Here is a 25,245-nt window from a genome sequence, read left to right as displayed (position 1 = left end):
CGGCCGATCGCTTTACCTCAGAAAAAAGGAGACGGCCCATGCCCCGCGAACTGAATCAACCGATGGGCGGCAACGAAATGCCGCGCTTTGGCGGCATCGCCACGATGATGCGGCTGCCGCAAGCCGCGACGACCGACGGCCTCGACGTGTGCTTCGTCGGCGTGCCGCTCGACCTCGGCACGTCGAACCGCTCGGGCTCGCGCTTCGGCCCGCGCCAGATCCGTACCGAATCCGTGCTGCTGCGCCCGTACAACATGGCCACGCGCGCGGCCCCGTTCGATTCGCTGCAGGTGGCCGACATCGGCGACGTCGCGACCAACCCGTACGACCTGAAGGACTCGGTGCGCCGCATCGAGGAGGCGTACGACGAGATCGTCGCGAACGGCTGCCGGCCGATCACGCTCGGCGGCGACCACACGATCGCGTGGCCGATCCTGCGCGCGCTGCACAAGAAGTACGGCAAGGTCGCCGTCGTGCACGTCGACGCGCATGCGGACGTGAACGACACGATGTTCGGCGAAAAGATCGCGCACGGCACGCCGTTCCGCCGCGCGGTGGAAGACGGGCTGCTGCAATGCGACAAGGTCACGCAGATCGGCCTGCGCGGCACCGGCTACCACGCGGACGATTTCGACTGGTGCCGCCAGCAGGGCTTCACCGTCGTGCAGGCGGAAGAATGCTGGAACAAGTCGCTCGCGCCGCTGATGGCGCAGGTGCGCGAACGCGTCGGCGACACGCCGGTCTATCTGAGCTTCGACATCGACGGCCTCGATCCGTCGTTCGCGCCCGGCACCGGCACGCCGGAAATCGGCGGCCTCACCGTGCAGCAGGGCCTCGAAATCGTGCGCGGGATGAGGGGCCTGAACATCGTCGGCGCGGACCTCGTCGAAGTCGCGCCGCCGTACGATCCGACCGGCACCACCGCGCTCACGGGCGCGAACCTCGCGTTCGAGATGCTCTGCGTGATGCCGGGCGTCGCCTACCGCTAACCCGACCGACAGGATGACTCTCATGTCCACCGCCGAGCTTTCCCGTTCCACCGCCACGTTCGTGCTGCCCGCGGCGCACATCGCCGGCCAGCCCGTGCGCACGCATGCCGACGCGCCGGGCGCGCCGATCTTCGACGCGTCGACCGGCGCTGCGATCGGCTGGCAGGAATTCGCGACGACCGCGCACGTTGACGCCGCAGTGCGCGCCGCGCGCGATGCGTTCCCCGGCTGGCGCGATACGCCGCCCGCCGAACGCGGCCGGATTCTCGCGACAATCGCCGAGCGCGTCGAAGCATCGCGCGACCGCCTTGCGGCGCTGCAGATGCAGGTGAGCGGCAAGCCGCCGTTCGAGGCGGAAGCCGATGTCGGCGACGTCGCCGCGACGTTCGCGTACTACGCGAAGCTGTGCGAGGACCCGGCGCTGTTCGCGGCCGAACCGGTCGCTCTGCCCAGCGATGCCGTCACGGCCGAGCGCTTCTACGATTCCGTCGGCGTCGCGGCGCTCGTCATGCCGTGGAACTTCCCGATGGTCACGACCGCGTGGAAGCTTGCGCCCGCACTCGCGGCCGGCTGCGCGGTCGTGCTGAAGCCGTCCGAACTCACGTCGCCGACGGAGCACGCGCTGCTCGCCATCGTCGCCGAAGCCGGCGTGCCGGCCGGCGTCGTCAACGTCGTGAACGGCGGCGCCGAGGTCGGCGCGGCGCTGACCGCGCATCCGCTGATCGACAAGATCTCGTTTACCGGCAGCACCGCGGCCGGCCGCAAGGTCATGCAGGCCGCAGCGGTCGACATGAAGCGCGTGACGCTCGAACTCGGCGGCAAGTCGTCGCTGATCGTGCGTGACGATGCCGATCTCGACGTCGCGGTGTCGCTCGCGGTCGCGGGCGCTTTCACGAACGCCGGCCAGATGTGCTCGGCCACCGCGCGCATCCTCGTGCACGACAGCGTGTACCGCAGCTTCATGGCCGCGTTCGAGACGGCCGTGCGCGCGCTCGTCGTCGCGCCGCCGGCCGCGGAACAGGTCGCAATGGGGCCGCTGATTTCGGCCGCGCAGCGTACGCGCGTCGAAGCGATGCTCCAGCAAGGTATCGATGCGGGCGCACGCGTTGCATTCAGTGGCCGGGTGACGGATGCCGGCGGCGACGGCTTCTTCATGGCGCCCGTCGTGATCGCCGAGCCGGCCGCCGACAACCCGCTGTGGACCGACGAAGTGTTCGGCCCCGTCGCGTGCGTGAAATCGTTCCGGACCGACGACGAAGCGATCGCGCTCGCGAACGACACGCGCTACGGGCTCGTCGCGACCGTCGTGACGCGCGATGCGGAAATCGCGAAACAATTCCAGCAGCGCGTGCGCGCGGGGCTCGTGTGGATCAACGCGCCGCAGCTCATCTACCCGCACGTGTGCTGGGGCGGCTTCGGGCTTAGCGGGATCGGCCGCGAACTCGGCGTTGCAGGGCTGCGCAGCTATCAGGAACTGCGCCACGCGATGCGCGCGATCGACTGACGATCGACTGACCAGTGCGGCCGTTCAGGCCGTTGGCGGCACCGTGTCTCGTGGCACGGTGCCGTTTTTTTGCAGATTTCCGGGAAGAGGCCCCCGCAGCACGGCAACCGGCGTTCGGCGGAAATGCGTTCGCACGGCGCCCGAGCCACCCTCAATGCGACAGCGCCGCCGCATGATCGTGCTCGCGCAGTTGGCCAGGAATCGCACACTCCGCAAGCCCGCCCGCATCGATCCACGCGCGCGTGCGTTCCGCGGCCTTGTCGATCAGTTGCGCGCACTGCGAGTAATCGTATGACGAGACCTCGAGCGGACAGAGCGGCGGCACGACATGGATTTGCGCACGTGCCGCGTACAGCTCCAGATCGCGCACCAGTTGCCGTGCGATCACGAGCGTCAGCGCGTGCGTCGCATGCGCGATCGCGCTGCGTGGCGGTACGCGCAACGCGCAGGCGAACCCGGCCGGCAGCACGACGATCCGCTTGACGCCGAGCGCGATCGCAACCGAGATCGGCGTATTGTTCGCGACGCCGCCGTCGACGAGTTCCAGGCCATCGATGCTGACCGACGGAAACACGCCGGGAATCGCCGCGCTGGCCTGCACGGCATCCACGACCGAGCCGGTGGACAGCACGACTTCGCGGCCGCTCAGCACGTCGGTCGCGACGATGTGGAGCGGTAACGCGGCCTGCTCGATCCGCCGGTACGGCAGGTTCTTTTCCAGCAGCAGGCGCAGCGCATCGGCCTCGACCAGATGCGGCCGGTTGCGCAACAGCATCGCGATGAGGCTGCGCATCGAGAACGGCATGACGTCCTGGCGGCGGATTCTGCACCACAGCGCGGCGAGCATCGCGACGCCGTCCGCGTCCGGCCGGCCGGCGAAATAGGCGGCATTGATCGCGCCCGCCGACGCGCCGACGACGCAATCGGGCCGCTCGCCGCTCGCGACCAGTTCGCGGAGCATGCCGACCTCGATCGCGCCAAGACTGCCGCCGCCGGCGAACACAAAGGCGGTCGAGGGAGTGGGATCGGCAGTCACGGTGCGCCCTCCTGCGGTTGGCTGCGACAGTGCTTTCTCCATGATGGATCGTGCGGCGCCCCGGATGTCCTGATGAAAACCCTGCCGGTGTGCGGGCCCACCGATCGACCGACGATGCGCGCCGCGCTCCCCGGAATCCCGCGGGGCCCCCTTTTCCGGAGAGGGTTACGTCATTCCCGCCCTGTTTCCCGCTCGCATCCACACAGGAATTCGTTCGATGGCCGCGCGCTTTTTGACTTCGATCAAGAAAATCGTGAACAGCGACGCCCGCAAACGTGTGCCGGGCGTGAATCCCCCGTGATACGTGGAATCACGGGTTCAGTCATCCATACGATCGCCGTTATTGCATCAACACCCGCCGATTGAAGTCGCTTTGCAGCGAATCGGGACGACCGCCCGGTTCGCATCCGACACGCAGCGACCCGGTGTCGTCGCGGGCATGGAGCGGAACAGCCGGACATCCCGCTCGCTTTTCGACAATGAATGCAGCAGCGCAAGTCGCGAACGAGGAAATCATGTTTGTAGCCATCGGGTGGATCGTCGTGATCGGGTCGGTGATCGGCAGTTTTGTCGGCGTGGGCGGCCATGTGCCGGCGTTGCTGCAACCGTTCGAGCTGCTGTGCATTTTCGGCGCCGCGCTGGGTGCGTTCGTCGTCAGCAATCCGGTCACGACGCTGAAGAAGACGATCAAGAGCCTGCCGACCTGTTTCAAGAGCGGCGGCTACACGAAACAGCAGTACGTTGAACTGATCGCGCTGCTGTACGAGCTGCTGCAGAAGGCGCGCAAGGACGGCATGATGGCGCTCGAGGCCGACGTCGACGCACCCGAGCAAAGCCCGCTGTTCCAGAAGTATTCGCACGTGCTCGAAGACCATCACCTGCTCGACTTCATCGTCGACTATCTGCGGATGATGTCGAGCGGCAACGTGAACGTGCTGGAGATGCAGGACCTGATGGACGAGGAACTGCACACGCACCATGCGGAGGCGTCGGTCGCGGCCAATGCGATCCAGAAGATGGCGGACGGGCTGCCCGCGTTCGGCATCGTCGCCGCGGTGATGGGGGTCGTGCATACGATGGGCTCGGTCGGCGCACCGCCCGCCGTGCTCGGCAAGATGATCGCCGGCGCGCTCGTCGGCACGTTCCTCGGCATCCTGCTCGCGTACGGCTTCGTCGGCCCGCTCGCGGATCTGCTCAACGCAAAGGGCCGCGCGGCGGCCAAGCCGTTCCACTGCGTGAAGGCCGTGCTGCTCGCGTCGATGAGCGGCTACGCGCCGGCGGTGGCGGTGGAATTCGGCCGCAAGGTGCTGTTCACGGCCGATCGCCCGAGCTTCAAGGAGCTCGACGAGGCCGTGCGCGCAACGAAGTCGCCGAAGGCCGCGTAACGGGGGGCGCCATGGCTGACAGTCGCTCCAATCCGTCGAAGCAGGCCCAGCTCGTCGTCGTGCGCCGCAGGAAAGGCGAGGATCACGACGCCCACCACGGCGGCGCATGGAAAATCGCCTATGCCGATTTCGTCACGGCGATGATGGCGTTCTTCCTGCTGATGTGGCTGCTCGGCTCGGTGTCCAAGTACGACAAGCAGGGGATCGAGGACTACTTCAACACGCCGCTGTCGACCCTCCTGTCAGGCGGGAAGGACGGGCAGGCGCCGCGTCCGAGCGTCGTGCAGGGGGGCGGCCGCGACATGACCGACCCGGCGCCGGCGATCGACACGAAAGCGCAACCGGTGCCGGCCAGTTCGCCCGCGGCACTCGTCAGCGTCGTCGATACGCAAAAGCTCGAACGCCTGAAGGCGAAGCTGACGGCGGCGATTGCACAAAGCCCGTCGTTGCGCGCATACCAGGACCAGATCCGGATCGCGATCACCAACGAGGGCCTGCGCATCGAGATCGTCGATTCGCTCAAGCGCCCGATGTTCGCGTCGGGCAGTTCGCAACCCGAAGGCTATGCCACCGCGATCCTCTCCCAGATCGGCACGACACTCGACGATGTCGAAAACCGCGTGTCGATCGCGGGGCACACCGATTCGACGCCCTATCCCGATGGCCCCGCGGGCTATTCGAACTGGGAACTCTCCAGCGATCGCGCGAACGCCGCGCGGCGCGCGCTGGTCGCGGGCGGTTTGCGGGAAGAGAAGCTGCTCCAGGTGCGCGGGCTCGCGGATGTCCTGCCGCTCGACAAGAATGTGGCGGACGAGCCGACCAACCGCCGCATCAGCATCCTCGTGATGAACAATGCCGCCGAACAGGCGTTCTTTCGGGACGGCGGCCGGACGACCGTGAACGAGACGGCGGGCACTGGGGCCGCCGCGCTGCCGGCGGCGGTCACGCGGCAGCATTAGGCGCGTGCACGAATACGGGCCGGATGCGGCGGCCACCGCGCGCATCCTCGTGCCCGACAGGGCAGCACTTGGCGTCACGACCGCGTTCGGAACGGCCGTGCGCAACATCGACTGACCAGTCGGCCGCTCAGGCCGTTGACGGCACCGTGTCTCACCCGCGGTGCCGTCTTTTTCTGCGCACTCGATATATTCCGTAGAATATATCGACACCTGCACTTCCGGAGACTCGCCATGCCCCGCACACCGACGGATCGCGCCCCGCAGCGCGCCGCACGGGAACAGCCGCTCGTGCGCAAGATCCGCGCGCTCAGGCCGCTGTCGAGCGACGCGCGCGCGCAGCAGGTCACGGATGTCGTCGACGCGTTCCGGCGCCTGCGCGGCAGCGTCGTGCGCTTCATCCGGATGTTCTCGGCCGCGCACGCCGACGACACGCAGGACGATGCACTGTCCGCCATGGGTTTTCGCGAACTGCTGTCGACACTCGAGGACGAAGCCCGCGCCGCCCGCTTCACGCGCCTGCCCGAACTCGAACGGGCGCTGGGCCACGCGCGCCGCCTCGAACGCACCCGCGATGACGTGTTCTCCGATTCGTTCAGCAACGACCCGGCCGCGATGCGCGACGCGGTCGCCGCGCTGGAGCGCGTCGATGTGCTGTTCGTCGGACTGTGCGTCGAGTATGTGATGGCGCGTCACGCGTCGGCGCCGCTCGCTGCTTTGCCCACGACATCGGCCCCAACCCCGGCCGCACTGCCGCTCACCGACCATTCAACCGCGCTCTGCTGACCGCGCCAAGCCACGTTACCCCGTGATTTCCCCCGAATTTCGCGCGTTATATTCCATGGTATATTTCGCAAATCTTTCGCGCATCCGTCTCCGGCCCGACCACGCCGGACAGAGGTCAACATGCACGCTCCGCCCTTTCGCCTTGCCCGCACGGCGGATCTCTCGTCGTCCGGCGGTAATCTGCCCGCGGCAACCGGCGTGCGGGTCGACGCATGCTGCGCGCCGTCTCGCGCGCAACTGACCGAGCTGAAGCGCCGCACGCGCCTGTCCGAGCTCGATGCGAACCTGCACTGCTCGATCATCGGCACCTGCCTGACCACGCATGAACTGCGCAGGCTCGTGCCGAAATTCACCGACCTCGACCGCCAGCACGCGTCCGACCTCGACATCCATCACGCGGCCGTCGAGCTCGCGATCGACGGCACGGCCGGCGCGAAGGCCTTGCACAAGGCGCTCGACGAGCGCTACGCCGGCGCGATCCGCGCGTTCGACAGCGCGAAGGACGCAGACGAACTCCTCGCTCGCTGGAAGGATGCGCTGAAGAGTGGCGACATTCCCCCCGCGTACTGGGCGCTGATGACCCATCCGCGCACGACGATGGCCGTGCGCCAGGCCGCGTTCGGCGACCTGCACATGCTGTCGCACCTGGTCGGCGCGGCCAATCGCGCCGATATCCGGCGGCTGGTTGCGCTGGAAGAAGAAAATGCGGCGCTGCACGCGAAGCTCGACCGGCAGCAGGCACGCCTGCAAGAAATGAGCACGCAGCGCGACGCGGCGCTGCAGGAGCGCGATACCCTCGCCGCTCGCCAGAACGCGCAGCCGCTGGCGGCTGAAAGCGTATTGCGCGATGAAGTACACGAACTGCGAGAAGCGCTGGCCGCGCGCGACGAACGGCTCGCGCTGCATACGAGCCGCCGCGAGGCGGCCGAGCAGCGGATTGCCGCGGAACAGGCGAGCGCCCGCGCGATGCGCGCGCGGCTCGACGACCTGATGGCGATGGTGAAGACGCTGCGCGCCGAAGCGAGCGCGATCGAACAGGCGGTGCAGGCGTCGGCGGACGATCCGGCCGAACGCGCGGCCGATCCGCTGTCGATCCTTCAGGGCACGCGCCTGGTGTACGTCGGCGGGCGCCCCGGTTCGAACCGGGCAATCAAGCGGATCGTCGAAACGGCGGGCGGCGAGGTGACGCTGCACGACGGCGGCATCGAGGATCGCAAGGGCCTGCTGTCCGCAGCGCTGCCGGGCGCGCACATGGTCGTGTTCCCGGTCGACTGTATCGACCACGATTCGATGAACCTGCTCAAGCGCATCTGCGAACGCCACCACATCGCGTACTACCCGTTGCGGACCGCGAGCGTCGCCAGCTTCGTCGAATTGATCGGGCGGCTGGATGCGCAGGCGCGCGATGTCATCGCGCCGGATGCCGCCACGGGCGACACGCCGCGCTTCTGCCTGCGGCACGGCTAGGGCCTGGTTCGCTTCGTCGCATGCGTTGCGCGCGGCCCTTCAGGAGGCCAGTGAAAGCCCGTCGTTAGCGTGAACGGGCCCGAGGAAGGCTCACCCTTCAGCGCCGTACCATTTTCGTGAGCGCGGCGATTTCGTCGGCGCAGGCCGCGAAAGCACGCTCCTCGATCCCGCGATAGAGGCGGATGATCTCCTCGCCGACCGGCGTGAGCACGCTGCCGCCGCCGCTCTGCCCGCCATGCTCGGACACTGTCGCCGGCGACTTCAGCGAGCGGTTCAGCTCGTCCATCAGCAACCACGCACGCCGGTACGACATCTTCAGGCTGCGCGCGGCCGCCGAAATCGAACCGTGCTCGCGCACGGCTTCGAGCAGCGCGACCTTGCCCGGGCCGAGCGCGATCGTGTCGGCCTGCTGGATACGCATCCTGAACCGCACCTCAGGCTTGGGGTGTGCCGGTGTCTTCATGTTGTCCCGCTCTTTGAATGATGCGGGCAAGCATACACGATGGCCGGTGCAACGCACGCCGGCCGCACGTGCACCGGCTCAGACCTCGAGCACGCGCGCGACGATGCCGGCCAGCCGCTTCACGTGGCGCGGCGCGGGCAGGCGGTCGGCGCCCGAGAACAGCAGCGGCGCACCGTCGTCGATCGACAGCGGCGCATCGCCGCATTCGAACGCGACGATCACGTGTTCGCCGACGGGCGTGTTGAACAGTTCATGCCAGGAAAACGTGACCGCGTAGCCGTCGTGCGCGTGCGCGATGAACACCATGCGCTTGAAGTCGCCCGGCGTGTCGTTGCGCAGCCCGGCCGCGTCGAGCAGATCCTTCAGCCGTGCGCCGCGATACGGAGCGACCGAGCGGATGAAGCGGTTCGTCGTGAAGCAGCGCAGATCGAACGGTTCGGCCGTCGCGCTTGCGTGCCGGCGCAGGTCGTCGAGCGTCACCGTCATCGGCCGCTCGAATGCGCCCGTCAACGCGATCGAGCCCGCTGCCGCCTGATGCGCCGAAGGCGCCGCCGTCCCTGCCATCTCCATCGCCCGCCTCCATGACGGCCCGCCGGTAGGCGAGCCTGCGTTGTATCGGCGGATATATTACGCCGGGAAAAGCCCGACCGGCAGAATGCACGCCGCATGGGCGGCATAACGACGGCCGATCGTGCCCCGCATCGCCCGGCGCTACGGCAGCACGATATGCCTGATCACCTTCTTGAGACTCTTGTAGCTGTCGACCGATTCCGCCTTCTGGTCCGTCACCAGTGTGCCGATCCGCGCCGGCTCGCAGAAGCCGATCCGGCTGTTCGTGCCGAGCTTGCTGAAATCGGCCAGGATCGCGACGTCCGCCGCGTTGCTCACCATCGCGCGCGCGACTTCGGTTTCCATCCGGTCGTAGTTGGTCGCACCGCGGACGGCGTCGACACCCACCGGCGACAGCAGCGCGAGGTCGGCGCGATAGCGGAAGATTTCGGCGACCGTGCCGTCGCCGACGGTCGCGGCCGCGCGGCTGCCGATCATCCCGCCGAGCAGGATCGTTTCGTTCTTCGTCTGCCCCGGGTCGCTCGACCGCATCTTCAGCGCGACGTCGATCGAGTTCGTGACGATCGTGAGGCCCGACAGCTTCGCCAGTTCCTCGGCCAGCAGCGTCGTGGTCGTGCCCGCGTCGATGAACAGCGTCTGCGAGCCCGTGACCAGCCTTGCTGCCGCGCGGGCGATCGCCAGCTTCGCCTTCACGTGCGTCTGCGCGCGTTCGGCGATCGGCGCTTCGTCGCCCACCTGCACCGCGCCGCCGTGAACGCGCTTCAGTTCACCGAGCGCCTCGAGGTCGACGAGATCGCGTCGTACGGTTTCCCGCGACACGTTCAGGTCGGCCATGATCCGGTCGGTGGAAACGCGCTGCATCTTCGATAACAGAAGCCGGATCCTCTGGTATCGCTCTTCTTGCCACATGGAATGTCCTCGAGTGAACGTCAATGTTATTCGAACGGCGAACTATGCTGCGCTCTCCTCCATCTTTTTGATGCCGACGAGGGTCTGCAGGGATTGACGGACCGCCTGGACCTCGCTGCTCGTCATCTTTGAAAACACCACGTGGATGCGGTCGTCGTCGGGCGCGGCATCGTCCTGCTCGATGATGAACTGGACGATGCGCGCCTGGTCGATGCCGGGCATCGCCTGCAGCGACGTCAGCTTCACCGCGCCACGGCTCGCGAGGATGCGCACGCCCCAGCGCTGCCGCGCGGCGAAGAAGCGCTTCTCGATCGGCTTCAGGCCGGCCAGGATCGCGAGCACGATCGCCGTCGCGGCGATCGCGGCCACGTACATGCCGCCGCCCACCGCCAGCCCGACCGCCGCCACGACCCACAGGCTCGCCGCGGTCGTCAGGCCGCGGATGATCTCGCCGCGCAGCATGATCGACCCGGCGCCGAGGAAGCCGATGCCCGACACCACCTGCGCGGCGACGCGCGACGGGTCCAGCGATACGTTCTTCGCGTTCTGGATATCGGCGAAACCGAACGCCGACACGACCATCACGAGCGCGGCGCCCACGGCCACCAGCATGTGCGTGCGCAATCCGGCCGCCCACGACAGGCGCTCGCGCTCGATGCCGACGATGCTGCCGAGCAATGCCGCCAGCAACAGGCGGGACACGATTTCCATCTGACTGATCATGCGAGGTCTCCTTGCTTTGCCCTGTCTACCCGATGAAGCACGGCCCGCCGGGGCCGCCGCCCGATTCTTCCTGCCTTCGCCTGCCCGTCGCCACGCCCTGCGACCGGCATTTTGTATTTTTGTGCGATCTTGCGATTTTGTGCGTTCTAATATACGGTACGCAAAACTACAAAGCCAGACCCAAGTTCGTTTGTTTCATCCGATCAGCACGATCAATCGTTAGACCATTCAGGCAACACGATCCGGAACACTTGCTTAGGAGACCCACATGATGAAGAAGGCATGGATGCTGGCCGCAACACTGCTGGCGGCGCTGGCGACGGCCCCCGCTCACGCATCGGAAGGCGATATCTGCAAAAAGGTGACGCTCGGCGATGTCGGCTGGAGCGACATCGCGGCCACCACCGGCGTCGCGATGATGCTGCTCGACGGGCTCGGCTACGAGGCGACCAAGACCATCGCATCGCCGCCGATCGTGCTGGCCGGCGTGAAAAAGGCGCAGATCGACGCGTTCCTCGGCTACTGGGATCCGAGCATGACGCCGACGGTGAAGCCGTTCGTCGATGCCGGCGCCGTCCACCAGCTGCCGCAGCCGAACCTGATCGGCGCGCGCTACACGCTGGCCGTACCGCAATACGCGTCGGACAAGGGTCTCAAGAGTTTTGCCGACATCGCCAAATTCCGCGACCAGCTCGACGGCAAGATCTACGGGATCGGCGCCGGCAACAACGGCAACGCGCTGATCCAGCGGATGATCGACAAGAACGAGTTCGGGCTCGGCGGCTTCAAGCTGGTCGAATCGAGCGAGGCCGGGATGCTCGTGCAGGTCACGCGCGCGGTGCAGGAGCACCGGATGATCGTGTTCCTGGCCTGGGAGCCGCATCCGATGAACATCAACTACAAGATTGCCTATCTCGACGGCGGCGACGGCGTGTTCGGCCCGAACTACGGCTCGGCGAAGGTCTACACGCTCGTCACGCCCGGCTACCTCGAACGCTGCCCGAACGTCGGACGGCTGCTGACCAACCTGAAATTCACGACCGACGAAGAGAACCAGTTGATGGTGCCGATCATGAATCACGCCGATCCGGTCGCGGTCGCGAAGGAATGGGCGAAGAAGAACCCCGGCGTGCTGTCGAAGTGGCTCGACGGCGTCACGACCATCGACGGCAAGAACGCGAAGGACGCGATCGACAAGCTCATCGGCGCATAAGCACGCAAGACAAGGAACCATCCATGTACAAGAATCTCGCGCTGTTCGACCTCGACCACACGCTGCTGCCGCTCGACAGCGACCAGGCCTGGAGCCGCTTCATCACGCGGGTGGGCTGGCGGGAGGACGACGCGCACGTGGCGCTGATCGACGAGCACTACGGTCACTATGCGGCCGGCACGCTCGACATGGACGCGTATCTCGCCGTGACGCTCGCGCCGCTCACCCGCTATCCGCGCAAGGTGCTCGAACGCTGGCATGCGCGATTCATGGACGAAGTGATCCGTCCGGCGATCACGCCGCAGGCGCGCAAGCTGGTCGACCGGCATCGCGAGAACGGCGATCTCTGCTGCATCGTGACGGCGACCAACGTCTTCGTCACGCGGCCGATCGCGGCGGAATTCGGCATAGAGCACCTGCTCGGCATCGAGCTCGATACCGACGACGGCACGCCGGATGGCGCGTATACCGGGCGCAGCACAGGCGTGCCGAGCTTCCGTGAAGGGAAGATCGTGCGTACCACCGAGTGGCTGGAATCGCTCGGCTACGCCGCATCTGACTTCGAACGCACCTACTTCTACAGCGATTCGATCAACGACGTGCCGCTGCTGGATTACGTCACGCATCCGGTCGCAACCAACCCCGACTCGAAACTGTTGCAAGTGGCAGGCACCCGCGGGTGGCCTGTCATGAAGTTGTTCTGATTCGGGCGATATTCTCTGCTGTCCATTTTTCATGTCTGGAGGGGTAATGAAATACGGAGCACGCAGCAACAGTCTCGATCATTCAGGAATCCGATTCGAATCGGATCGAAATCCCATCGTCAAGTCGCGCCGGTCGGAAAGCCGCTTTCCGCACTGGCGCGGCGTTTTCATGATTGCGCTCCTGTGCACGCTGGCCGCTTGCGGCGACGGCGACTCGGGCACGGCAGCCAGCGTGGCGGCCGCACGCGCGGCCGCACCGGGTTCGGCGTCAACGCCCGTCCTGCACTGCGCGAGCGCGTGCCACTGACCGACGCCGGCCCACGGGCCAGCCATCCAAGACAGAGAGCGATCATGCAAAACAAACCCACAACACGACGTCAATTCCTCGCCGACGCGCTGAAGCTCGCCGGCGCCACCGCGATCACGGGCATGCTGCCCGAAAGCATCGCGCGCGCCCAGGCCATTCCGGCGGCCACCGTGACCGGCACGATCCAGGACGTGAAGCACGTCGTGATCCTGATGCAGGAAAACCGCTCGTTCGACCACTACCTCGGCACGCTGGGCGGCGCACGCGGCTTCGGCGATCCGCGGCCGGTCGTGATTTCGAGCGGGTATCCGGTGTGGCGCCAGCCCTGGCTGACGTCCTACGTGTTCCCGTTCAACCCGTCCCCGCCCTTCGGCACGGCGAACGGCGACACCTACTACGGCGACCTCGACCACAGCTGGAGCGGCACGCACAGCGCGTGGAACAACGGCCGCTACGACAACTGGGCCGGCGCGAAGACCAGCGGCACGATGTATTACTTCACGCAGAACGACATTCCGTTTTACTACGCGCTGGCGAGCGCGTTCACGGTGTGCGACGCGTACCACTGCTCGATGCTCGGCCCCACGGACCCGAACCGCCTGTATCTGTGGACCGGGTGCTGCGGCAACGTCACCGGCTATTCGCCGTACACGACGAACACGATGACGGGCACCGGCTGGACCACGATGCCGGAGCGACTGAACACGGCCGGCGTCACGTGGAAGTTCTACCAGGACAAGGGCAACGGCCTGGATGCCGGCCATGGCTACGGCGAATACAACGGCTCCAAGAGCGATCTCTGGTGGAACGGCAATTACGGCGACAACGTCATCCTGAACTTCAAGCAATACCAGAACCTCGGTGCAAGCGATCCGCTCGCGCCTGCGCTCAACGGCACGCAGATCGATCCGTCAGGCGGCGGCAAGGAATACGACACGAACCTCTTCAGCCAGCTGCGGGCCGACGTCGCCAACGGCACGCTGCCGCAGGTGTCGTGGATCGCCGCACCCTACGCCTACTGCGAACATCCGTCGTGGGCCGCGAGCGGCGGCGAATGGTACGTGAGCAACGTCCTCAATGCGCTGACGTCGAATCCGGCGGTGTGGGCCAGCACGGTGCTGCTCGTCATGTACGACGAGAACGACGGCCTGTTCGATCACATGCCGCCGGCCGTCCCGGCCAGTTCCGCTGCCGGCACCGGCCAGTCGACGGTCTCGACGGCCGCCGAATTCGTCGCCAGCGGCGGCGCAGCATCGGACGGCTCGGCCAGTGGCGACGTGCCGATCGGGCTGGGCCCGCGCGTGCCGATGTTCGTGATCTCGCCGTGGTCGAAGGGCGGCAAGGTCAACTCGCAGGTCTTCGATCACACCTCGGTGATCCGCTTCCTGGAAGCGCGCTTCGGGCTACAGGAAACCAACATCACGCCGTGGCGACGCACGGTCTGCGGCGACCTGACGTCGGCCTTCGATTTTTCGAACGCCGACCAGGCGGTTCCCGCGATCCAGCCGCCGGCGAGCAACATGAACCCGAACGGCCCGGCCGTCCCGATTCCCTACCCGACCACCACCGCGGTGCCGGCGCAGACCGCCGGCCGCAGCATCGCCTGCCGCCTGCCCTACGAGTTCTTCGTGCAAGGCAAGGTCAACCGCGCCGGCAACGCGCTCGCGCTGACGATGACCAACACCGGCACCGCCGGCGTGCACCTGCAGGCGTGGGTCGACGGGTCGAGCACGGTCCCCCGGCATTACACGATCGCGGCCGGCGCAAGCCAGTGCGCGAACCTGGCGGATTCGCTCGCGCTGAATGCCGGCGGCGGCTACGACTATTCGGTCTACGGCCCGAACGGTTTCCTGCAGACGTTCCGCGGCAGTATCGGTTCGTCCCGCAACACGGGATCGACCGCTGAAATCAGCCTGTGCTACGACGTGGCGAACGGCAACGTGCAGATCACGCTCGACAACTCCGCCGGGGCCGGCGCGACGACGTTCCAGCTCACCGACAACGCATATGGCATGAACAGCAAGCAGTCGGTCACCGTCGCCGCCGGCGCGACGCAAGCGCTCACGTGGTACGGCGACGGCGGCTGGTACGACGCAAGCATCCGCGACGCGAACGATCCGAACTTCCTGCGCCGGGTGGCCGGCTGCGTGCAGACGCAATCCGGCGTGCTGCTCACGGATTCGGCGATCGGCAATACCGGCAAGAAGTTCGTCGCGTCGCTCGCGTCGCAGGGCTCGACGTTCGGCACGCTGCGGTTCGACTACGTCGCGCCGCCGTGGAGCCACAGCCCGAAGAACTGGGTGGGCATCTTTGCGCATGGCGCGCAGCCGGCCAGGGGCAGCTACAAGTCCTGGGCGTACCTGCCGAAGAGCACCGGCTCGCTGCTGTTCTCGTCCACGGCCAACAGCACGCTGGCATCGGGGCAGTACGACGCGTGGTATCTGTTCGACGACGGCTACACGCCGCTCGCGGGCCCCGTCACGATCACCATCTGACGGCAGGGCCACACCGTGTCGGCCGTCCGCATGGGGCCGATACGCATTCGGGCGCGACGTCCCGCGTTGCGCCCGAATGCTGTTCCAGCCGCGCGGCATGCGCTATACGAGCAGATCCTCGTAGAACGCGCCGAACGGCCGCGTCGGATGTGCGATCTGGATTTCGAGAATCCACAGCCCGGCCGCCGGCGCGGCGTCGAAGTCGCCGAGATTGCCGGCCTTGTAGATCGCGTGCGGAAAGTCGCTGACGCGATGCCCCTTGATGTCGACGTTCAACCGGAAGCCGTGCGCATCGGCGCGTTGCGCGGCAAATTCGTACAGCGCGATGCCCGCGCAGCCGGTGGTGCGCCAGTGATGCTCGACTTCGTCGTAGATCACACGGGCCGCACGCGCACACGCATGCATGTCGGGATCGTCGCCGCGCACGAACGTCGCGCCCGCATCACCCTCATGCTTCGCCCACACCGCGCCCAGGTCGATGAAGAAGATATCGTCGGCGGCGAGAACGGGGTCCGCCACCGAGCGCTCCTTGAACGTGCGCAGCGTGTTTTCGCCGAAGCGGACGAGCACCGGATGCCAGATCCTGTCCATCCCGAGATCCTTCAGCACGCTCAGCCCCAGCGCGTTGGCCTCCGATTCCCGCATGCCGGGCCGGATACCCTCGGCGATCGCGTCGACGGCCTGCCATGTCATGGTTCTTGCGTGCTGCATCGCGTCGAGCGAAAAGGCTTCGCCGACGGCTTCGCGTTGCGTCGAGTTCAAGATGGTGCTCCCGTGCGGGTGAAAGTGGGTGGGATCAGTCGTCTGTCGTTTCGATATGCACAGGAGAATATATCGATTCGCCAATCGGTGCCGAGTCTCACTTCGTCGCGCCACAGCAAAAACGGGCGCCCCGCTGGAGCGCCCGCTCGTGTGCGCGGTCGATCAAAACTTGTGACGCAGGCCGATCCGCGTGACGAACTGCGTGTTCGCGCCCGCGTTACCAATGAACGACGCCGACGAGCCGATCTCCGCCTGCACCGGCGTCACACGGCCGTTGATCGTGTTGCTGCCCGACGCCTTCTGGTAGGCCGCGCTCACGTAGACGTCCGTGCGCTTCGACAGCGCGTAGTCGACCGCCGCGTTGACCTGGTGCCACTTGCCGTCGAAGCGGCCGTCGAGCTTCGAGAACGTATAGCCGAGACCGCCGCTCAAGGCCGGCGTGAACGCATAGCGGCCGCCGATTTCGTAGTTGTTCAGCTTCGACGATTCACCCGACAGCGGCACGAACTTCGTGTGCGTCCAGTTCGCCCACACGAGGGCCGCCGCGAACGCATAACGCGCGCCGACGCCGACCGTCTCGAGGTCGCGCAACCCTTGCGTGTTGATGTTCGCGATGCTCACGCCGAACGCGGGCTGCGCGCCGTTCGGGAAGCGGATGTTCGTGTACGCGGCGCCGATGCCGAACGGCCCTTGCGCATAGTTCGCACCGAAGCTGTATGCGCTCGACGAACCCTGCGAGCCGTTCGCACCGGTCGTGGTCGGCGTGCCCGCGAACTGCGTCGAGTTCGAGAAGCCGTACATCGCGCCAAACGTGAGGCCCGCGAAGTTCGCGCTCTGGAACTTCACCGCGTTGTTGATGCGGCTCGACGTCAGCTGGTCGAGATCGTTGATGTGATACGCGTAGTTGCCGGCGGGCGTCTGGCTGCCCATCGAATAGTTCGCGCCGATGTAGTCGGTCGAGAACGAGTACTGGCGGCCGAACGTCAGCGAACCGATGCCATTCTTCGACAGGCCGACGAACGCCTGCCGGCCGAAGATCGCGCCACCCTGGCCGATCGAGCCGTCGCCGCTGCTGAAGCCGTTTTCCAGCACGAACAGCGCCTTCAGCCCGCCGCCAAGATCCTCGGTACCGCGGATGCCCCAGCGGCTGCCCGACGCGACGCCGTCACCGTACTTGACGAGCTTGTCGTGCCCGCCCGTCGTCGCGACCTTGTTCGAATACGTGATACCCGCATCGATCAACCCGTAGAGCGTGACGCTGCTTTGCGCGTGCGCGGCGGCGCCGAACATCCCGAGTGCGGCCGCGGCCACGATGGTCTTTTTCATGTTCACTTCCTTTTTGTTGTTGATGCGCGCGCCTGCGTCGCAGCGTGACGCGCGGCGTGTTGACGAAGAACCAGCTGATGAACGAACGCAAGCCACAGGATCGCCGCACGCACAAACGCCTCATGCGCGTGCACGATGTTCCGTTTCGATGCCAGTGTGGGCTTGCGGAAGCGGCATGCCGCGGGGCGGCCGCTCATGTTGCAGCGTCGAAAAGCGTGCGCACCGGTTGCGCATGCCAAGACGACGCATTGCTCCGGCGATGCAGGTCAGAATCTCTTCCGGCTTTCGTGGAGCAGATGGACGACGTGGCGCCTGACGACGCCACGACCTTCGATATATTTTTCGGAATATATCGAGTTGTCACCAAACGGTAAACAATTATTCGGGTTCCTGTCGTCTTTCATCCACAGGCGGCCGACGGCCTCGCGGATCGAAGACATGACGCTCGGCGGCCGGCATCGCGCCGATGCCCGCACCGGGCCAACACCGAAATCCAGCATAATCAGGCGGTTGAACGAGCGCCTCAACCGACACACGAACCCCGCACACGTTTGCGTGACCGTCCCGTTCATGGTTTGCCCGCGTTCCGCCGTCACGGAAGCCGCCAGTCTGTGCCGGTCTCGCGCTCGGCGAATTGTGCGGGCGCAAGGAATCGAAGCAAGAACAAACTCGACGCGGCGCGCATCACGACGCCGACGATTGCATCACGGAACCCACCACGCTATCCCGCAGAAGACAGGACACCGACACATGGACCGAACCGAGCACATCAGCATCGAACAGGCGAGCGGGCTTGCCGCCGACGAACTGGACCGATGCGACTTCTCGTTCGACATCGCCTGGGAATTGAACGCGCCGTATCAGGACTTGCTCGATCTTCGCGCGCTGCCTGCGCGCCGCAAAAACTACGGCTTCGATCCGACCGGCTGGGCGGACGAAGCGTCCGGCAAGACGGCGCTCATTCGCGCGACGGCCGGCGACCGGCTCGCCGGGTTCGTGGCCATCGGCCAGAGCTGGAACGGGATGGCCGAGATCGCGGAACTGGCCGTCGACCGCCACTGCCGGCGGCAAGGCATCGCACTGTTGCTGCTGGCGGCCGCCGAATCCTGGGCGCGCAGCCAGGGGTTCGGCTTCATGCGACTGGAAACGCAGTCGAACAACGTCGCCGCATGCAGCACATATGCCCGCGCGGGCTTCGTGCTGGGCGGACACGATCGCCTGCTGTATGCGGACGACGAAAACGACGGTGAAGTCGCGCTGTTCTGGTACAAGGACCTGCGCGACGGGCAGACCGTGCGAATCCGCACGGTCGACCCGGAATCGATGCGGCCGGCGAGCTGACGCACGGCCACCCGCGCGTCATTGCCGCGTTACGTCCGCGTCGCGACGATGAACAGGCGCGGGAACGGCAGCAGCACCGTGCCGTCGGCGAGCGCCGGATAGCCGCCCGGGCCCGCGATCGCATCGCGATACCGCGCGAGAAACGCCGCGCGCTCGCCGTCGTCGAGCGCCGCGAGGAACGGCCGCAGCGCGCTGCCCTTGAACCATTCGACCACTGCATCGGCACCGCCGCGCAGCGGGTGGTAGTAAGTCGTGCGCCACACATCGACCCGCGAGCACAGCGGCGACAGCAGCGCGTGGTAGTAACGCGCGTCGAATCGCTCGGTGCGTGCCGCCCCCTTCAGTTTGTCCGCCCACGGCCCGGCCGCGGCGACCTCGCGCATCAGCCGGTGCGCGGGTTCGTCGAGGTTGTCGGGCATCTGCACCGCCAGATGACCACCCGGCGCGAGGCGGCCGACGAGCGCCGGAAACAATGTGTCGTGCGCGGGCACCCATTGCAGCACCGCATTCGCGAGAATCAGGTCGTAGCCGCCCGGATCGTCCCATGTGGAGATATCCACGACATCGAAACGCAGGTCCGGCAGGCGCTTGCGCGCGGCGGCGATCATGTCCGCCGACGCATCGATCCCGTGAACCGTTGCGTCCGGCGCACGCGCGATCAGCGCCTCCGTCGAGTTGCCGGGCCCGCAGCCGATGTCGATCGCGGTATGGATCGGCGTATCCGGCACGGCGGCCAGCAGATCGCGGATCGGCCGCGTGCGTTCGTCCTCGAATTGCACGTACTGGGCGGCGTATCGATCGAGTGGGGTCGTCATGTCGTTCTCCTGGTCGGCGTGGACGGCCTCGCCCTTTCTGCATACCTGATGATGCCGGCGGCCGTCGATGCACCGCATTCTGCGATCGTCACGGAGTTCAGTAAAATGAATTTAATATCGTGATTGATTCAAATATCTGATGAAAATCGATACGCTCGGTGTCCAGGCCTTCGTCGCAATCGCCGACGGCGGCAGCTTCCGGCAGGCGGCCGAAACGCTGCACGTCACGCAAACAGCCATCACGCAGCGGCTGCGCAAGCTCGAGACCTTTCTCGGCGTCGCGCTCGTCGAGCGCACCACGCGCCGCACCACGCTCACCGAAATCGGCCGGCGTTTCCTGCCGCAAGCGCGCCGGCTGCTGAACGAGCTGTCCGACGCGCTCACCGAAATTCGCGAAACCGGCCTGAGCCAGCGCGGCGACGTCACGATCGCATGCGTGCCGACGGTCGGCGTGCAATACCTGCCCCGCATCCTGCGCGCATTCTCCGCGCACCGGCCGCACGATCGCGTGAAGATCCTCGATCACGCGTCGGCGTCGGTGCTGCAGGCCGTGCTGCATCGCGAGGCCGAGTTCGGCATCGGCATCGCCGGCGACCAGCATCCCGAACTGGTCAACGTGCCGCTGACGAGCGATCCGTACGTGCTGGTGTGCCGCGACGATCATCCGCTCGCGAAGCGGCGGCGCATTCGCTGGGCGGCACTGCAGCCGCATCCGCTGATCTTCGCCGGCGAAGTGAGCGGCAATCGCGGGCTGCTCGACGGCGCGCTGAAGACGAGCGGCGTATCGTTGCATTCGTTCTACGAGGTGCAGCGCAGCTCGACGGCGCTCGGGCTCGTCGCGGAAGGGCTCGGCGCGGCCGTGGTGCCGAAGCTCGCGATCCAGAAGAACGCGTATCCGATGATCCGCACGATCGAGCTCGTCGAGCCGACGGTGTCGCGCACGCTCGTGCTCGTCACGCGCAGGAGCGCGCAACTGTCGCCCGCCGCCCGTGCGTTGTACGACATGATCGTCGAACAGGCGGCACCCTGACGATTGTGTCAGGGGTGCATCACGCAGCAGCGCCTTCGGGGTAGTATCGCCACACGCGGTCGCGACGACCGGTGCCTACCCGGCGCCGCACGCGTCATGCCACCGCTGCAACGGCTGTTCCTCACCACCCCTGCACGGAGCACTGCATGGCCTATCGCAACTATCACAAGCGCAAGATTGCAGACCGGGAACTCCATCCCGAAACCCAGATGATGTCGTACGGCTACGATCCGTTCCTGTCGGAAGGATCGGTGAAGCCGCCCGTGTTCCTCACGTCGACGTTCGCGTTCCGCACGGCCGAGGACGGCGCCGAATTCTTCGACGTCGTGGCCGGGCGCAAGCCTTCGCCCGAAGGCGAAGGCGCGGGCCTCGTCTACAGCCGTTTCAACCACCCGAACCTGGAGATCGTCGAGGATCGCCTCGCGCTGCTCGACGATTCCGAAGCCGCCGTCGTGACATCGAGCGGCATGTCCGCGATCGCGGCGATCCTGCTGACGTTCCTGCGGCCGGGCGACTGCGTCGTCCAGTCCGTGCCGCTGTATGGCGGCACCGAAACGCTGATCTCGAAGTTCCTGCCCGAGTGGGGCATTCGCTCCGAAGTGATCGCCGACGGGCTGTCCACCCACGCGATCCGCACCGCGCTCGAAGCGGCCGCGCAAAAGGGCCGCGTGCGGATGTGCTACATCGAGACGCCCGCCAACCCCACCAACGCGCTGTTCGACCTCGAAGGGCTGCGCAGCGAAATCGACGCATTCGAAGCGCGCCACGGCTATCGCCCGCTGTCGGTCTGCGACAACACGCTGCTCGGGCCGCTGTACCAGAAGCCGTCGCGGCAAGGCATCGACCTGAGCGTGTACTCGCTGACGAAATACATCGGCGGCCATAGCGACCTCGTCGCCGGCGGCGTCACGGGCACTCGTGAGCTGATCACGAAGATCCGCTCGATCCGCAGCACGCTCGGCTCGCAGCTCGACCCGCATTCGTCGTGGATGATCACGCGCTCGATGGAAACGCTCGTGCTGCGCATGCAGCAGGCCGCGCGCAGCGGCAGCACCGTCGCCCGCTGGCTCGCCGGCAATCCGCATCGCCCGGTGCGCGTGCTGCACCCCGAGCTTATCGACGATCCGGCCTACCAGGCCGTCTACCAGCGCCAGTGCACCGGGCCGGGCTCGACGTTCGCGTTCATCCTCGACGGCGGACGCGAACAGGCGTTCAGGTTCATCAACCACCTGACGCTCTTCAAGTCCGCGGTCAGTCTCGGCGGCACGGAGTCGCTGATCTGCCATCCGGCGTCGACGACGCATTCGGGCGTGCCGGCCGATGCGCGTGCGGCGGCGGGCGTATCGGAAGGATTGATTCGCGTGTCGGTCGGGCTCGAACATCCGGACGACCTGATCGCCGACCTGTCGTACGCGCTGGAGCATTGCTGACGAGGGAGGAGGTGCGCCCCGTGGCGGTTCGCACGGGGCGGCTCCCGCCGGCGCGGGTCAGGCATTCAGTGACGCTGCCCGTGCCCGGATGCCGGCTCGCACGGCACTTCTCCGAACGCTTCGTAGCCCTGCTTCCGGTAGAAATCCGGTGCCTGGAACGAGATCGTGTAGAGCACCGCACGCGCAAGGATGCGTCAGCCGAGCGGAGCAAGGGAACGATGGAAGCCCGCCAGGGGCGAGACCCGCAGGGGGCTCGATGCGCAGCACGACAGCGCGACCGGCCAGCTCTCAGGTGGCCGGGGACGCCCAGGTATCAGGGTGGAATGAGCAACAGAGTCACGATGATCCCAATATTCATCGTCAAGACTGAGTCCTGCCAAACAGGAGAACATGAGATGCCAGTGACCATCTCCCGCGCACTCGGCCTCGGTAGCGTCAACAGCGCTTACGTGGGAACCTTCAACGGCACCACTATCAAGGCCATGATCGGTGTGCTCGCCATCTTGCTTCCTGTCGTCGAAGTGATCTTGACCAGTACCTGGGTACGCTCGATCAGCGCCAGCTACTGGTTTGGTATTCCATTTCACCCCGAGGACCCCAACGCGTGCCACTTGCCCGACACTGGCCACCCTTGGCTAATGCTTGTCGACTGGCCGAGAATCTACCTCGTGGGCACCTTGCTCGCCATCAGTGCTCTGCTCTTGAGCTACCGCGGCGAGACAATGCTGCAGGGTGTCCTTGCGCGCGTCGGCGCCATTGCTGCCGCAGGTGTCGCACTGTTTCCCTGCAACTGCGACTGCTACACGGAGCTCGTGCCGCATTTGCACTACGGGTCCGCCGGCGTTGTGTACACGGTGCTTTTCTATTTCGTTGCCCACTTCTATTTCAAGGCGAGCCGCAAGGCGGCTGGTTCCTACACGACTGGGCGCCCCGCAAATAGCCCACCAGCCTGGACATCCAATGCGGCGCGACGCAAGCACGTATACGCATTCTGCCTAGCCGGCATGATCGGCTCAGTCCTCATCCTCGCGACGAGCAAGCATCTGCCGGACTCCATGCGCCCAGTGCTTGTTGGCGAAGCAGGCGGACTGCTCTTCTTTGGTCTGGCATGGCTGACCGCCAGTCGCGTGGCACCGATTTTTACCAGCGCTGGCATTGATCGGGAACGTATCTTCTAGACCTAGCAAGAGCCGTTACCTGGCCTTGGCAAGCGATCCCTCTCGCACGAACCGAATCAGCTCCGCAGCATGGCCGTCGGCGACGACCAGTGCTGAGTGGAGTTAAGCCGTTGAGCGGATGAGCACTCAACCGTCGCGGGTTTCGCCCGCCTTGAACAATGAGCCCGGCAATATGCTCGGCCGCTGGAAACTCGGGGATGCAACTGTCGGAAAGCTGTCGAGCAGTCGTTCGCGCTGTCGCTGCCGGGACGGGTCCTCTCGATGGAAGGGTTAGGCGCCACCGTTCGGATACCGGTGAATGAGTTGCGTATAGGCTCGATTGAGAAACAGTTCCAACTCGGCCATAGCCTTCATTTCGGAAATGAACGACTTGTCGGTTAGTAGCTCTTGATCAAAAAGTGGCTCGCCTGTTTCTTCATCGACCTGAAACCTCGCGCCAGAGCGAAGCATCCCTTGGACCTCTCCGCCCGCCTTGAGCTCGATGTACGCGGAGTGAAGTATGCGGTTTCGGTCCCTTCTGAGTTGATGCAGTCGTTCGACGGAAAATGAAAAGGAGTCTTTGAAATCAGCTTCCAGGGCCTGAGGCAGTTTGCACTTTGGTAGCGCCTGCAGGAAGAGTTCGTGAACGCGGTCAACGAGCTTTTCATTGGTGAGGTTTCTCAGATCGGGGGGGGCCATTTCAGGCGCTCTGGATCGAGGATGAACCATCCAATCTCCCGAAGCTTGTTCTCAATCCATTGGAATGAGACGGCAAACTCCCCTATGCGTTGGTAAACGGCTTGTTCGTTGCTCATCGAATGTTCCTGTGGCGCCTAACGCAATGAAGACCGCGCTAACTCGCAGGCCATATCTGGCCATTGCGGTCTAAAAAATGGCACGCAAAAAGTGCCGCAAGGGGCCTGCAGCCTACCTCTGCAGTACACATGTGGATGGCTGCGAAGGCCTCCTCGGAGGTGTCCGGAATTCCGTGTGTGAGGCGGGTTGAATTTCAGACTCCAATGTTGAATCGTACCGGGTCAAGCAGCACGAGCATGGGTCATGGCGCTCTTCCAATCGTGACGCGAGCCGGCTGAACCGGTTCAAAGCACCTTCACCATGAACACGCGCGACGTGCCCTCCGGCTCGCACGGTACTTCGCCGAACGCTTCGTAGCCCTGCTTCCGGTAGAAATCCGGCGCCTGGAACGAGATCGTGTAGAGCACCGCACGTGCGCATCCGCGTCGTTTCGCTTCGGCTTCGGCCTCGCGCAGCAGCCGGCTGCCGAACCCGCCGCCGCGCAGCGATTCGGGCAGGTAGAACAGATCAATGAAGAAGAGGCCAAGCGACGTGCGCCCGGTGAGGCCACCCAGGATCTCGCCGGTCGCGGGATCGGTCACGTACACGTCGAGCGTGGCCGCGTCGGCGCGCCCCGTCATCGCGTGATTGAATTCGCCGAGCTTGCGGCTGATGAAGTCGTGCGCGGACGGCTGCCCGGTATCGGTGAGCCGGATGGAAACGTCGGGTTGCGTTGTCATGGGGCGGGTTCGGTCGAAGAGAGATGCCGCCGGGCATGCAACACCCGGGGCGCGAATCGCTCGACTATAGCGCGTCGGCGGGCATGCCGTGCTGGCACACCCCCCGCCTTCGTCATGCATCACGCGGCCGACCGGCCGCGTTCATGCCCGTGCCCCACGCACGCCCTCACGCCACCGCGAACGCCGCCTTCATGTCGGCGATGCGGCGCCGTTCGCGCGCGATCATCATCCGGTTCACGACGATCACGCCGATCGTCACCGCCGTGATGAACAGCGTCGCCAGTGCGTTCATCTCCGGGTTCAGCCCCAGCCGCACGCGCGAGAACACCACCAGCGGCAGCG

The 25,245-nt window shown here is 65.9% G+C and carries 25 protein-coding genes and 2 pseudogenes; 14 read left to right on the top strand and 13 right to left on the bottom strand.

The features are described from left to right. The first annotated feature begins 38 nt into the window (after positions 1–38). A complete protein-coding gene (speB, locus tag G3O06_RS22365; protein WP_174918746.1) occupies positions 39–989 on the top strand; it encodes an agmatinase in 951 nt (316 codons plus the stop codon). A gap of 22 nt (positions 990–1,011) precedes the next feature. Beyond that, the gene (locus tag G3O06_RS22360; protein WP_205817540.1) at positions 1,012–2,493 is read left to right on the top strand and encodes an aldehyde dehydrogenase family protein; all 1,482 of its coding nucleotides are present in this window, start codon (positions 1,012–1,014) and stop codon (positions 2,491–2,493) included. Positions 2,494–2,644: 151 nt separating this feature from the next. Here G3O06_RS22360 and G3O06_RS22355 read toward each other — a convergent pair whose 3' ends face one another. Further along, positions 2,645–3,529 (bottom strand): patatin-like phospholipase family protein, encoded by an 885-nt coding sequence (locus tag G3O06_RS22355; protein WP_174918748.1) that lies wholly within the window; start codon positions 3,527–3,529, stop codon positions 2,645–2,647. Between the two features lie 515 nt (positions 3,530–4,044). Here G3O06_RS22355 and motA point away from each other — a divergent pair. The 4 genes from motA (at position 4,045) to G3O06_RS22335 (ending at position 8,123) form a co-directional block, all read left to right on the top strand. After that, complete coding sequence (gene motA, locus G3O06_RS22350) at positions 4,045–4,914, top strand: flagellar motor stator protein MotA (RefSeq protein WP_175000634.1); 870 nt, start codon at positions 4,045–4,047, stop codon at positions 4,912–4,914. A gap of 11 nt (positions 4,915–4,925) precedes the next feature. Next, positions 4,926–5,873 carry a flagellar motor protein MotB gene (gene motB, locus G3O06_RS22345; RefSeq protein ID WP_205817539.1) on the top strand — a complete coding sequence of 316 codons (948 nt, stop codon included), beginning with the start codon at positions 4,926–4,928 and terminating at the stop codon, positions 5,871–5,873. A gap of 231 nt (positions 5,874–6,104) precedes the next feature. Further along, on the top strand, positions 6,105–6,656 hold the full coding sequence (locus G3O06_RS22340) for a hypothetical protein (protein ID WP_205817538.1): 552 nt from the start codon (positions 6,105–6,107) through the stop codon (positions 6,654–6,656). A gap of 120 nt (positions 6,657–6,776) precedes the next feature. Then, positions 6,777–8,123, top strand: a complete 1,347-nt coding sequence (locus G3O06_RS22335; protein WP_205817537.1) for a DUF2325 domain-containing protein — start codon at positions 6,777–6,779, stop codon at positions 8,121–8,123. 97 nt (positions 8,124–8,220) lie between these two features. Here the strand turns inward: G3O06_RS22335 and G3O06_RS22330 are convergent, their stop codons facing one another. The 4 genes from G3O06_RS22330 to G3O06_RS22315 form a co-directional block, all read right to left on the bottom strand. Further along, a complete protein-coding gene (locus G3O06_RS22330; RefSeq protein ID WP_241020192.1) occupies positions 8,221–8,586 on the bottom strand; it encodes a LysR family transcriptional regulator in 366 nt (121 codons plus the stop codon). Between the two features lie 78 nt (positions 8,587–8,664). Further along, positions 8,665–9,156 carry a molybdopterin-dependent oxidoreductase gene (locus tag G3O06_RS22325; RefSeq protein WP_205817536.1) on the bottom strand — a complete coding sequence of 164 codons (492 nt, stop codon included), beginning with the start codon at positions 9,154–9,156 and terminating at the stop codon, positions 8,665–8,667. Between the two features lie 141 nt (positions 9,157–9,297). Continuing rightward, on the bottom strand, positions 9,298–10,065 hold the full coding sequence (locus tag G3O06_RS22320) for a DeoR/GlpR family DNA-binding transcription regulator (RefSeq protein WP_205817535.1): 768 nt from the start codon (positions 10,063–10,065) through the stop codon (positions 9,298–9,300). A gap of 42 nt (positions 10,066–10,107) precedes the next feature. Then, positions 10,108–10,788: an MgtC/SapB family protein gene (locus G3O06_RS22315; RefSeq protein WP_174973342.1), complete on the bottom strand. Its 681-nt coding sequence runs from the start codon at positions 10,786–10,788 to the stop codon at positions 10,108–10,110. A gap of 271 nt (positions 10,789–11,059) precedes the next feature. Here G3O06_RS22315 and G3O06_RS22310 point away from each other — a divergent pair, with 271 nt between their 5' ends. The 4 genes from G3O06_RS22310 (at position 11,060) to G3O06_RS22295 (ending at position 15,507) form a co-directional block, all read left to right on the top strand. Continuing rightward, on the top strand, positions 11,060–12,001 hold the full coding sequence (locus G3O06_RS22310; protein ID WP_241020193.1) for a choline ABC transporter substrate-binding protein: 942 nt from the start codon (positions 11,060–11,062) through the stop codon (positions 11,999–12,001). 23 nt (positions 12,002–12,024) lie between these two features. Further along, on the top strand, positions 12,025–12,705 hold the full coding sequence (locus tag G3O06_RS22305) for an HAD family hydrolase (protein WP_205817533.1): 681 nt from the start codon (positions 12,025–12,027) through the stop codon (positions 12,703–12,705). 169 nt (positions 12,706–12,874) lie between these two features. Next, the gene (locus G3O06_RS49135; RefSeq protein WP_226218520.1) at positions 12,875–13,012 is read left to right on the top strand and encodes a hypothetical protein; all 138 of its coding nucleotides are present in this window, start codon (positions 12,875–12,877) and stop codon (positions 13,010–13,012) included. 44 nt (positions 13,013–13,056) lie between these two features. Continuing rightward, complete coding sequence (locus G3O06_RS22295; protein WP_205817532.1) at positions 13,057–15,507, top strand: phospholipase C, phosphocholine-specific; 2,451 nt, start codon at positions 13,057–13,059, stop codon at positions 15,505–15,507. A gap of 102 nt (positions 15,508–15,609) precedes the next feature. Here G3O06_RS22295 and G3O06_RS22290 read toward each other — a convergent pair whose 3' ends face one another. Further along, a complete protein-coding gene (locus tag G3O06_RS22290; protein ID WP_205817531.1) occupies positions 15,610–16,269 on the bottom strand; it encodes a M24 family metallopeptidase in 660 nt (219 codons plus the stop codon). 162 nt (positions 16,270–16,431) lie between these two features. Continuing rightward, complete coding sequence (locus tag G3O06_RS22285; protein ID WP_174918761.1) at positions 16,432–17,595, bottom strand: porin; 1,164 nt, start codon at positions 17,593–17,595, stop codon at positions 16,432–16,434. A gap of 750 nt (positions 17,596–18,345) precedes the next feature. On the opposite strand from G3O06_RS22285, the gene G3O06_RS22280 reads away from it, so the two are divergent. Then, complete coding sequence (locus G3O06_RS22280; RefSeq protein ID WP_205817530.1) at positions 18,346–18,936, top strand: GNAT family N-acetyltransferase; 591 nt, start codon at positions 18,346–18,348, stop codon at positions 18,934–18,936. Positions 18,937–18,965: 29 nt separating this feature from the next. On the opposite strand, the gene tam is transcribed toward G3O06_RS22280, so the two are convergent. Beyond that, on the bottom strand, positions 18,966–19,751 hold the full coding sequence (tam, locus tag G3O06_RS22275; protein WP_174973328.1) for a trans-aconitate 2-methyltransferase: 786 nt from the start codon (positions 19,749–19,751) through the stop codon (positions 18,966–18,968). Positions 19,752–19,890: 139 nt separating this feature from the next. Here tam and G3O06_RS22270 point away from each other — a divergent pair, with 139 nt between their 5' ends. After that, entirely contained in the window at positions 19,891–20,781 is an 891-nt protein-coding gene (locus G3O06_RS22270; protein WP_205817529.1) for a LysR family transcriptional regulator, read from the top strand. A gap of 146 nt (positions 20,782–20,927) precedes the next feature. Then, positions 20,928–22,211 (top strand): cystathionine gamma-synthase family protein, encoded by a 1,284-nt coding sequence (locus G3O06_RS22265; RefSeq protein ID WP_205817528.1) that lies wholly within the window; start codon positions 20,928–20,930, stop codon positions 22,209–22,211. An 89-nt stretch (positions 22,212–22,300) separates the two neighbouring features. On the opposite strand, the pseudogene G3O06_RS50010 reads toward G3O06_RS22265, so the two are convergent. After that, positions 22,301–22,396 (bottom strand): annotated as a pseudogene (locus tag G3O06_RS50010) (GNAT family N-acetyltransferase); the annotation flags it as partial. Positions 22,397–22,606: 210 nt separating this feature from the next. Between G3O06_RS50010 and G3O06_RS22260 the strand changes: the two are divergent. Next, positions 22,607–23,389, top strand: a complete 783-nt coding sequence (locus G3O06_RS22260; protein ID WP_205817527.1) for a hypothetical protein — start codon at positions 22,607–22,609, stop codon at positions 23,387–23,389. Positions 23,390–23,659: 270 nt separating this feature from the next. Here the strand turns inward: G3O06_RS22260 and G3O06_RS22255 are convergent, their stop codons facing one another. The 4 genes and pseudogenes from G3O06_RS22255 to G3O06_RS22245 all read right to left on the bottom strand — a co-directional run. Then, on the bottom strand, positions 23,660–24,067 hold the full coding sequence (locus tag G3O06_RS22255; RefSeq protein ID WP_205817526.1) for a hypothetical protein: 408 nt from the start codon (positions 24,065–24,067) through the stop codon (positions 23,660–23,662). Then, positions 24,049–24,183, bottom strand: a complete 135-nt coding sequence (locus tag G3O06_RS49780) for a hypothetical protein (RefSeq protein WP_277403742.1) — start codon at positions 24,181–24,183, stop codon at positions 24,049–24,051. Before G3O06_RS49780 ends, G3O06_RS22255 begins: the two co-directional genes overlap by 19 nt. A gap of 285 nt (positions 24,184–24,468) precedes the next feature. Beyond that, on the bottom strand, positions 24,469–24,903 hold the full coding sequence (locus tag G3O06_RS22250) for a GNAT family N-acetyltransferase (protein ID WP_175000642.1): 435 nt from the start codon (positions 24,901–24,903) through the stop codon (positions 24,469–24,471). A gap of 166 nt (positions 24,904–25,069) precedes the next feature. Next, positions 25,070–25,245: pseudogene (locus tag G3O06_RS22245) on the bottom strand (putrescine ABC transporter permease PotI); the annotation flags it as partial.

This window comes from Burkholderia sp. Ac-20345, from assembly GCF_017104825.1.
GTDB classification, from domain to species: domain Bacteria; phylum Pseudomonadota; class Gammaproteobacteria; order Burkholderiales; family Burkholderiaceae; genus Burkholderia; species Burkholderia lata_B.
The sequence above is the reverse complement of the archived record's forward strand: the minus strand, read 5'-3'. Positions and strand labels throughout refer to the sequence as shown.